The organism is Streptomyces sp. NRRL F-5122 (assembly GCF_001507435.1).
GTDB lineage: Bacteria > Actinomycetota > Actinomycetes > Streptomycetales > Streptomycetaceae > Streptomyces > Streptomyces lannensis.
In genome coordinates this window covers 1-566 of record NZ_LMWH01000114.1, presented here as the reverse complement: position 1 = coordinate 566, position 566 = coordinate 1, and the positions used below count along the sequence as shown (strand labels likewise).

The 566-nt window shown below is 73.5% G+C and carries 1 protein-coding gene; it reads right to left on the bottom strand.

The genetic code is table 11. The features are described 5' to 3' along the window. Positions 1 to 548 (bottom strand): CGNR zinc finger domain-containing protein (locus ADL25_RS13105; protein ID WP_059127877.1); only part of this gene is annotated, 548 nt, incomplete at its 3' end. Positions 549 to 566 lie beyond the last annotated feature (18 nt).

The following is a 566-nucleotide window of genomic DNA, read 5'->3' as shown; positions in this document are numbered from 1 at the left end:
CTGCGTGCGTGGTTCTTGACGAAGAAGAGCAGGCAGTTGGGTGCCAGGCAGGGGCGCAGCCGGTCGCGGTCGGGGCCGGCGAAGAGCTGGACGGCCTGGTGGGCGAGGAGCTGGACGGCGTGGTCGGCGGCGGTGCCGGGTCCTCGGTAGGCCCGTGTGGGGTGCCCGTCGGCGGGCCAGACCAGCTCGGGCCAGGTCTGCGCGAGGCGGTTGACGGTGCCGATCGCGTCCGGTCGGGCCAGGGCGGGTGCGGTGGCGGCAGGGCGTGGGTCCTCGGTCGTCTCCGCCGCGAGCCGTCGCAGTGCGTCGCGCAGTGCGCGCAGGGGGCCGGCGACCGCGCGCACCGCGTCCTCGTCCAGCTGCTCGGCGGTGATCGCGCTGTCGGTGGCCAGCCGGTCGGCGACGGCACGCAGCCAGACGGCAACACCGGCCTCGCTGTCGAGGGCGTCGTGGGTACGGCCGTGGTCGGCGGTGACGGTGTTCATCAGCTCGACCGGCAGTGGTTCACCCAGCAGCGGCGCGCTCGTGATCACACCCTCGTTGCTCATGCTCCCAGGATAACTCCA